This is a genomic window from Vibrio sp. AND4, from assembly GCF_000171815.1.
Taxonomy (GTDB): Bacteria; Pseudomonadota; Gammaproteobacteria; order Enterobacterales; family Vibrionaceae; genus Vibrio.
Map to the genome: position 1 here is coordinate 1 of NZ_ABGR01000053.1, position 6,958 is coordinate 6,958.

Sequence of the window (6,958 nt, forward strand, 5' to 3'; positions counted from 1 at the left end):
ACCTTATGCACCCTGTTGGGCTTTGTTTTGTCATTTATTTTTTTGTAACCTTATGTTTTATTTTCATTGCTGCTCCTTTTTGATATTTGATAGTTAGTGCATTATTGCCATTAAGCCTAGCGTTACAGCTCTAATAGTGGTCACTTCCTATCACAATTTAAATTAACTAAGGTATTGTTATTAAAGGATAAACAACCGGAAATGCTCTGGTAAAGCTTTACTGGTTATCAACTTATAAAGTATAAGCCACCTGATACAGGTAAATTCAATCTGCTTAACTTGTCCAGTGTCTAAAAATTTGGTTTACTTATTTTAAAGTAGTTTACTTTTTTTTCGTAAACCTGTATAAATAGCGTAAACCGTCATAAAAATGGAGATGAACAATATGCTGAGTACCCAGATGCAATCATGTATCGACTCATACACAAAATGGGCACAAGCCAGAGCAGAAATGAAGTTCGGTAATGACTCGCCTCAATCGCGAATTTTGAAACGCCGATTTGGTATTAATGAAGCGGCAGAAATGATCGGCGTTTCTCGCCAAGCTATTGCTAAAGCAGAGGACGAAGGTCGGCTACCAAAACCAGAACTAAAAGATTCCAACGCAACGCGCATTATTAGAGCAGGTTACACACTGGCGCAAATAGACTTCATGCGCGACTACTTCCAAAAACAGCCTTACCAATTAATCGATACTAGCTCCATTATCATTAGCGTACCGGGCGGCAAAGGAGGATGCTGGAAAACCTCGACAGCAGTACACCTATCGCAGTGGCTATCACTCGCAGGCTACCGTGTATTGTTTGTTGATATTGATCCTCAAGCTCATGGCTCTATGTACTTCGGCTATCATCCTGAATTGAACACAACCGTTGACGATACCATCTTGCCATTCATGTTAGGCAATAAGGACGATCTAACTTATTGCGTGAAAGAAACAGCATGGCCAAAGCTACATATTATTCCTAGTAACCTTCAACTTCAGCGCATTGAAAGTGAAATGGATAGCGCCGACATAGAGTATCCTGCTCACCAAATGCTGCAAGCTGGTCTACAGACCATCCGAAATCACTACGACGTCATCATTATTGATGGCCACCCAGATTTAGGAATGGGAACAACAAACATGATCTGCGCAAGTGATGCCGTTCTTATAGCTACCTCTGCAGAAATCAATGACATGAACTCAACTTGCCAGCTGATGGGCCTAATTAAAGACATATACGCCCCGAACGGTTTATCGACAACTCATGAGCCGCATGTTCGCGTATTACCTACAAAACTAGGCGCTGAGCACAGTTCAAGCCAAGCTAATCTAAAAGATATGCAGAAGTTTTGGCATGGGATGCCTTTGAATAGTGGAGTTTTCTTCACTGATGAGGTAGGCAAAGGACAACGGAAAATGGCGACAATTTATGAGCAGGCAGAGGATCGAGGAACACCTGCTGCATGGAAGCGAGCAACTGATATTTACGATGCAACATTTAGTGAGATTCTTAATACAATAGTCAAGCCAATGTGGGGGGCAGAATAATGAAAGGTGACATAGAACTAGAACCGGAAACATCTAGCGTATCTGTTCAGCGATTACAAAAAAAGGGCCAGACCACTCTAGTTAAGAAATCTGAAAAGTTAGATGAGCAGATCGGCAATACCCTAACAAAACCAGTAATGGGTTTAGGTGTGACCTTTACACTCAAAAAAATCCCTGCAAAAACAGTCGACTTATCGACCATGGTTTGGCTAGAGAACGAACGTGATCAAGAGCTACTCGATGAATTCGCCATTTCAGACATTCTGCCAACGTTTAAAGAGTACGGACAAGAAGTGCCTGCGTTTGGTCGTGAAGAATGCGGTGTGATACAAGTAGCGGATGGTAGCCGACGCCGTTTTACAGCTATAACTGCAAAGAGTGATTTTTATATTTGGGTTGGCGACCTATCAGACGAGCAAATGAATTACCTGAGCGAAGTCGGCAACAATTACAGACCGACCTCGGCCTATGAACAAGGTCAGAAGGCTTTACGCTTATTAAATAGCGGAAAAAACCAAGAAGAAGTGGCCATCCTTGTAGGTAAAGGACGTCGTGCGCTGATGCGTGAAGTGAACACAGCAAGGCTGCCAAAACCATTTATAAAAGCCTTACCTAGTCCTAATGATTTGAGCGCTAGACAAGGTGAAACACTATTCAAGGCATACAAAAAACTAGATGAAGAAAGAAAGAAAGAACTCGCGGACTTCTTTACTAACTGGTGTGACGATAAAGGAAAATATTCAGCAGAAGAGCTGGTGGAAATGTTCATAGCCAAATCTGGCATTACTAAACCTGAACATGTGAAACCTCGTGAGCTGGCGATGGGGGCCACGGTCGCATTGAAAAACGGCAATGCGATAATTAATCTCCCGAAAGTTTCTGATGACTCACTAAAAGCTATCGAGGAATTTATTTCACAGACGCTATCAAAAGAAGCATTACAGAAACTTTAACCACGGAGAAACCTATGCTTTATCCATGTAACAAAGAAACTGAAGAAATGACCGAAGCTCAATTAGAAGCTTACTATTATGGTGCAAACTCAGCACTAGAAGGTGGTGACGACTTACCAAACAAGGTTTTCGTAAACCCATCTATAGACATTGCTGATGCTTATCGTAAAGGGCATGCTGCTCAAAAAGCTGCAATGGCAAATGATTCAAGCATCATCTAACCCCTAAAAAAGTAAAACCCCGGTTGCAGCCGGGGTTTAAGACACAACCAAAACCGCCAGGAGACGATCATGTCTAAAAAGGACTATAACAAAATTCGTAGTGCCTCTCTACAAGAACTACTCACTATGCCTGCTCATCTAGTTATTGAATGGCTAGAAGGACAAGGTGACTTCATGGGTGAAGCCGTTGCTAGAGCCTGCTGCCAAGAATTGGCGAGGGCATAACAATGATTAAAGATATGCTAGGCGAAGCGATTTCAGTGCTTGTGGTAACTATTCTGGGTGTTGCTATAACTTACTTTTTCTTTCAGTGAGGGGGCTATGATACCCATTGACATCACCTAATAACCGTGGGTTCTTCACCCAGTCTTGGCAAGGAGAAAACAGAGCAACAGCTTCTGGTGAGCTCTTTTACATACCACCTTGGCTGCACAAGAACTTCACTCCATCTTGGGTAGAATAACAAAAACAGCACCTCAGTGGTGCTGTTACAAAAAATTATTTACTGCACATCCTTATTATTGATGTGGTTGTCAACAATTTACATACAGTATCAATTGCAACACTTTTTTATTGTTATCATCAACATTTACCAACGTGTCATAAGAACGCGATAAGTAAACAAAGCTTGCGCATTTAAGGGTATATGTATTCTGAATGTTTAAGTAAATAATAATTAGTTGGATTGAGGTTGTATGAAAAAATTAGAAATAAAAAAAATAATCGGGGATTTAGAAATTATGGTCGCTGCAGCGGAGCCGGGAGTAGTATTGACCGAGGAAATGAGCGTAACCTGCTGCGTTACATTGCAACAGGCTATCGCTGAATTGAAAAGATTAAATGGTTATAGTAGAGACGAGCGAGACTCTTAACTTTGCGTAAACGTTGCGGTAAGCTGAGCTCTCGCACCCTGCTTACCTCCCATAATTACTACTCTGTCCAAGGACCACTCACCTTGCATATAGAGCGGAAATTGACTTGAGGTTTTTACAATACCTTCGGCACTAAAACGTGGATTTGCTGGAAGGTCGAGACGAATCTGAGTTCCAGTTCGCTCGACTTTCCTTAGCTCATTCTGAGCCGCTTGCTTTGCTTGGTCCGCATTCTGATACGTTTGCGTCAGTTTTTTAAATGGCTTCATACCCACCATTTCAACCACTTCCTCACCCGTACCATCGTTCCACCAAACCGCTTTGATTCCCTTGAAGCTCTTACGACTTGGCATGCTTAAGCTGGCATTAATAAAACTTTTCGAAGTTGGCTGGTTATTTGTTGGTAATTCAATTTCAACAGGCTCTACCGTATTACCGGAAAGGCTCTTGATTTTACCTCGTCGGCCAAGCACATAGAACGACTCAACAGGCTTGGCCACAGCATCATACTTTCTAGCTAATCGTGTCAAAAATGACATATCTGTCTCGTCCGTCTGGTCAATATGTTCAACAGCTATTCTATCCAGCTCTTGATCAACCCGAGGACTCAAACCATGACGACTGACGACTTCACGAAAAATACTGCCTAACGTACCGCTGTAAGTTTGCGAACGGCGGTGTTTAAACTCAGTTTGGTCATTGACCTGAAAAGGCGCTGCCGTTGCGACAATGGTAAATACATGCGGAAACAACTGTGGTGTAATTCGCGTAATAGTGAACTTGCCACGGCTGAACCACTGAACAGGCTCATCATCCGCAATTCCAATATCAAAACCGATGGTAACACCTTCAGGCGGTAGCGAATCCATATCAGGCGCAGCTACTTTTAGCATAATCTGATCGGTTTCCTCACCGGAAACATCAGTGAGCTGCCACGTTTGAATGTATAGATTAATGACTTCACTGCCCTGACCCGTTGTACGGGCAATAACCCGAGTTGCTAATCCCATATCGTAACCACTCTCTCTGGCTCAGGTTCTGATTTAGCCTCGACCGTTGGCAATTTGATTCGTGTTCCAGTTGGAAGAATAACGGATAATTTGTTGAGGTGAGGGTTAAGAGCGAACAACTGACTCTCCAAATCATCACCATCGTCCTGAAAATAACGATACAGGACGTCACCAACCGTATCACCAACCACACTTAATACGACTGTGCTCAATTGGCAAACTCCTCAAAAGTAATGGTAAAACTAACAATCATAGGCGTACCATCATCGATCACATCTTTCTCATCATCGTTAAGTGACATGATCTTCCATAAACCCATGTTGTACCCGTAATCGTCAGTGAGAAGAACTGGTGCTCGCATACGCTTAATTTCACGCAAACGACGGATAGAAGATCTACCCTCTGCGCCAAACCACTTCCCTTTTACCGTCTTACCATCAAGGGGGTCATGAGTGTTCTGGCTTATCGCTTTGCCGTCCATAATGTCCAAATTGACCCAACCGCCTTGGCTGGTTGTCGAAAGCGTTTCATATTCGGTGCCACTTGCGACACCAAATATAAACGCTTCTTCGTTCTTAGACGGGACAGACAAAATTAACTGCTGCCTCATACGTCGCTCCTATCAGAAAGAGAACCATCCATAGCCACAGATAACGAATCTGAACCCATAACCCCATCAGCCAATAGCGTTTCTTTCAATTTAGCCACCAAGCGATTCAACATATCTTCATCTTGCTGAGCGTTACCCGATGATGGTGGGACTGTTATGTGGAAAACATTTTGACGATTGTCTTGGCTAGTCTGAGAAAGCGACTTCGCAATTGATGTTTGTGACGGAAGTACACTAGTCGGTTCGGGTAACATTGCCAAGCTTGAAGAACCATCAGCTTGCAACTGCCTAGTAGGCTGAGTTAACCCGGCTTTTTCTTTGTCCAGCGTTGCAGCTTTCGCGGTCAAAGTTTCCTCTTCATCACTAGAAAAAAGACCAGCAACTTTCGCCCCTAACCACTCACCAACTTCACCACCGGCTAAACCACCAAGAGCACCACCTACGACCGTACCTATACCGGGTAAAATCGCGGTACCTAATGCCGCACCTAATGCCGCACCACCCAAACCACCTACCATATCGCCTGCAGTACCGCCAATTTCGTCAGCGCTACCGTTATTGATAGCAGAAGTTAATGCCGCGCCCTGTAGCATGATATTTAGTGGTTTGAATAATTTCCCTGCTGTGCCTGCAATACCTGCCATCATGCCTTTCAATGGCAAAGAACCAGCAACATCACCTGCTACAGTTGCCGCATCGGCACCCATCATAGCCAAATCAGCCGCATTGGCACTTGATGTAAGAAGCGATAAAGCTGTACCACCGCCAAGAACAGCAGCACGCTTACCCCATTTTCCTTTTGCAGAACTATTAGACGATGCGCCTGGTGCTGGTGTACCTATAGGAAGAAAGTCAGTTAACTCAAGCAGACCTCCAAACTTACCACCACGACGCGATAATCTTGCTCTTTTAGAGCGAGATTTACGACTGGAAGTAGATGCACCGTCACGTTGATAACGATTGCGACCACGGCCCCCATTGTTACCAATGTTATCCAATGTCTGATTCAATCGAGAAAGACGGGACGTCGCTTTCTGAGCCGATTTCGCAGTACCATCCAAACCAATGCCAAGCTTAGCTTTACCTAAATCAGCATAATTCTTACCCTGACCAAGTAACAGCTTGCCTGCTTTAAAAGCTAATGCCGCGCCTTTTACAGCTACCAGTGCAGCCGGAATCGCCATTAATGCTGCAGTTGCAGCTGGTGCCGATTGTGCTGCTTCTGTTAACCATGTGATGGCTGGAGTTACAGTATCAAGCACATCACCTACAACAGGCAGCATGCTTTCCCCTAACACGGTGAACAGTCCTGTTATTGAAGCCGTAAAGGCTGATATTTTCCGCATAGCAGTAGCAGACTGGACATCAAACTCTTTCTGCATAGAGCCTGCAAAGTTTGTGTCTTTCTCTACTAACTTGAATGCTTTACGAAAGTTATCAAGGTTTTGCAAAAGTGGTGCAATCGAACCGATCGACTCAGAGCCGAATAGATTCTTCATTAATGCGGTTTGAACATCTGCATCCTGATCTTTAATCGCCAGTAACACCTGCTCTACCGTCTTAGGCGCATTTTCCTGCATGTCTCGCGCTAAATCTGCTGGATCAAATCCCAAGGTCATTAATGCATCTTTCTGACCACCACTCGCTGAATCGCCAGCAGTTAAACTTAGCAACAAGTTCTTTGTCGCGGTAGCCGCTACTTCTGTACTTGCCGAACCGGATAATACTGCAGCTGATAGTGAAGCTGCTTGAACCTCA

The 6,958-nt window shown here is 43.8% G+C and carries 9 protein-coding genes; 5 read left to right on the plus strand and 4 right to left on the minus strand.

Annotated features, from left to right (window positions below; genetic code table 11):
- The first annotated feature begins 385 nt into the window (after positions 1-385).
- The 5 genes from AND4_RS18040 (at position 386) to AND4_RS20340 (ending at position 3,580) form a co-directional block, all read left to right on the plus strand.
- On the plus strand, positions 386-1,534 hold the full coding sequence (locus AND4_RS18040) for an AAA family ATPase (protein WP_009844419.1): 1,149 nt from the start codon (positions 386-388) through the stop codon (positions 1,532-1,534).
- The gene (locus tag AND4_RS18045; protein WP_009844420.1) at positions 1,534-2,487 is read left to right on the plus strand and encodes a ParB/RepB/Spo0J family partition protein; all 954 of its coding nucleotides are present in this window, start codon (positions 1,534-1,536) and stop codon (positions 2,485-2,487) included. The genes AND4_RS18040 and AND4_RS18045 overlap by 1 nt, the downstream gene beginning before the upstream one ends.
- A gap of 14 nt (positions 2,488-2,501) precedes the next feature.
- Complete coding sequence (locus tag AND4_RS18050; protein ID WP_009844421.1) at positions 2,502-2,708, plus strand: hypothetical protein; 207 nt, start codon at positions 2,502-2,504, stop codon at positions 2,706-2,708.
- Between the two features lie 69 nt (positions 2,709-2,777).
- Positions 2,778-2,933, plus strand: coding sequence for a hypothetical protein (locus AND4_RS20335; RefSeq protein WP_009844422.1), 156 nt, complete (start codon positions 2,778-2,780; stop codon positions 2,931-2,933).
- A 470-nt stretch (positions 2,934-3,403) separates the two neighbouring features.
- A complete protein-coding gene (locus AND4_RS20340; protein ID WP_009844423.1) occupies positions 3,404-3,580 on the plus strand; it encodes a hypothetical protein in 177 nt (58 codons plus the stop codon).
- On the opposite strand, the gene AND4_RS18055 is transcribed toward AND4_RS20340, so the two are convergent.
- The 4 genes from AND4_RS18055 to AND4_RS18070 form a co-directional block, all read right to left on the minus strand.
- Positions 3,577-4,590 carry a hypothetical protein gene (locus tag AND4_RS18055; RefSeq protein WP_009844424.1) on the minus strand — a complete coding sequence of 338 codons (1,014 nt, stop codon included), beginning with the start codon at positions 4,588-4,590 and terminating at the stop codon, positions 3,577-3,579. The genes AND4_RS20340 and AND4_RS18055 overlap by 4 nt on opposite strands.
- On the minus strand, positions 4,581-4,802 hold the full coding sequence (locus tag AND4_RS18060; protein ID WP_009844425.1) for a tail protein X: 222 nt from the start codon (positions 4,800-4,802) through the stop codon (positions 4,581-4,583). The genes AND4_RS18055 and AND4_RS18060 overlap by 10 nt, the downstream gene beginning before the upstream one ends.
- A complete protein-coding gene (locus tag AND4_RS18065; protein ID WP_009844426.1) occupies positions 4,799-5,200 on the minus strand; it encodes a phage tail protein in 402 nt (133 codons plus the stop codon). The genes AND4_RS18060 and AND4_RS18065 overlap by 4 nt, the downstream gene beginning before the upstream one ends.
- On the minus strand, positions 5,197-6,958 hold a 1,762-nt coding region (locus AND4_RS18070; RefSeq protein ID WP_009844427.1), incomplete at its 5' end, for a phage tail tape measure protein. The genes AND4_RS18070 and AND4_RS18065, both read right to left, overlap by 4 nt.

Coding starts and splice junctions, on each gene's coding strand:
- AND4_RS18040 (WP_009844419.1), top strand. CDS start 386: ATGCTGAGTACCCAGATGCAATCATGTATCGACTCATACACAAAATGG.
- AND4_RS18045 (WP_009844420.1), top strand. CDS start 1,534: ATGAAAGGTGACATAGAACTAGAACCGGAAACATCTAGCGTATCTGTT.
- AND4_RS18050 (WP_009844421.1), top strand. CDS start 2,502: ATGCTTTATCCATGTAACAAAGAAACTGAAGAAATGACCGAAGCTCAA.
- AND4_RS20335 (WP_009844422.1), top strand. CDS start 2,778: ATGTCTAAAAAGGACTATAACAAAATTCGTAGTGCCTCTCTACAAGAA.
- AND4_RS20340 (WP_009844423.1), top strand. CDS start 3,404: ATGAAAAAATTAGAAATAAAAAAAATAATCGGGGATTTAGAAATTATG.
- AND4_RS18055 (WP_009844424.1), bottom strand. CDS start 4,590: ATGGGATTAGCAACTCGGGTTATTGCCCGTACAACGGGTCAGGGCAGT.
- AND4_RS18065 (WP_009844426.1), bottom strand. CDS start 5,200: ATGAGGCAGCAGTTAATTTTGTCTGTCCCGTCTAAGAACGAAGAAGCG.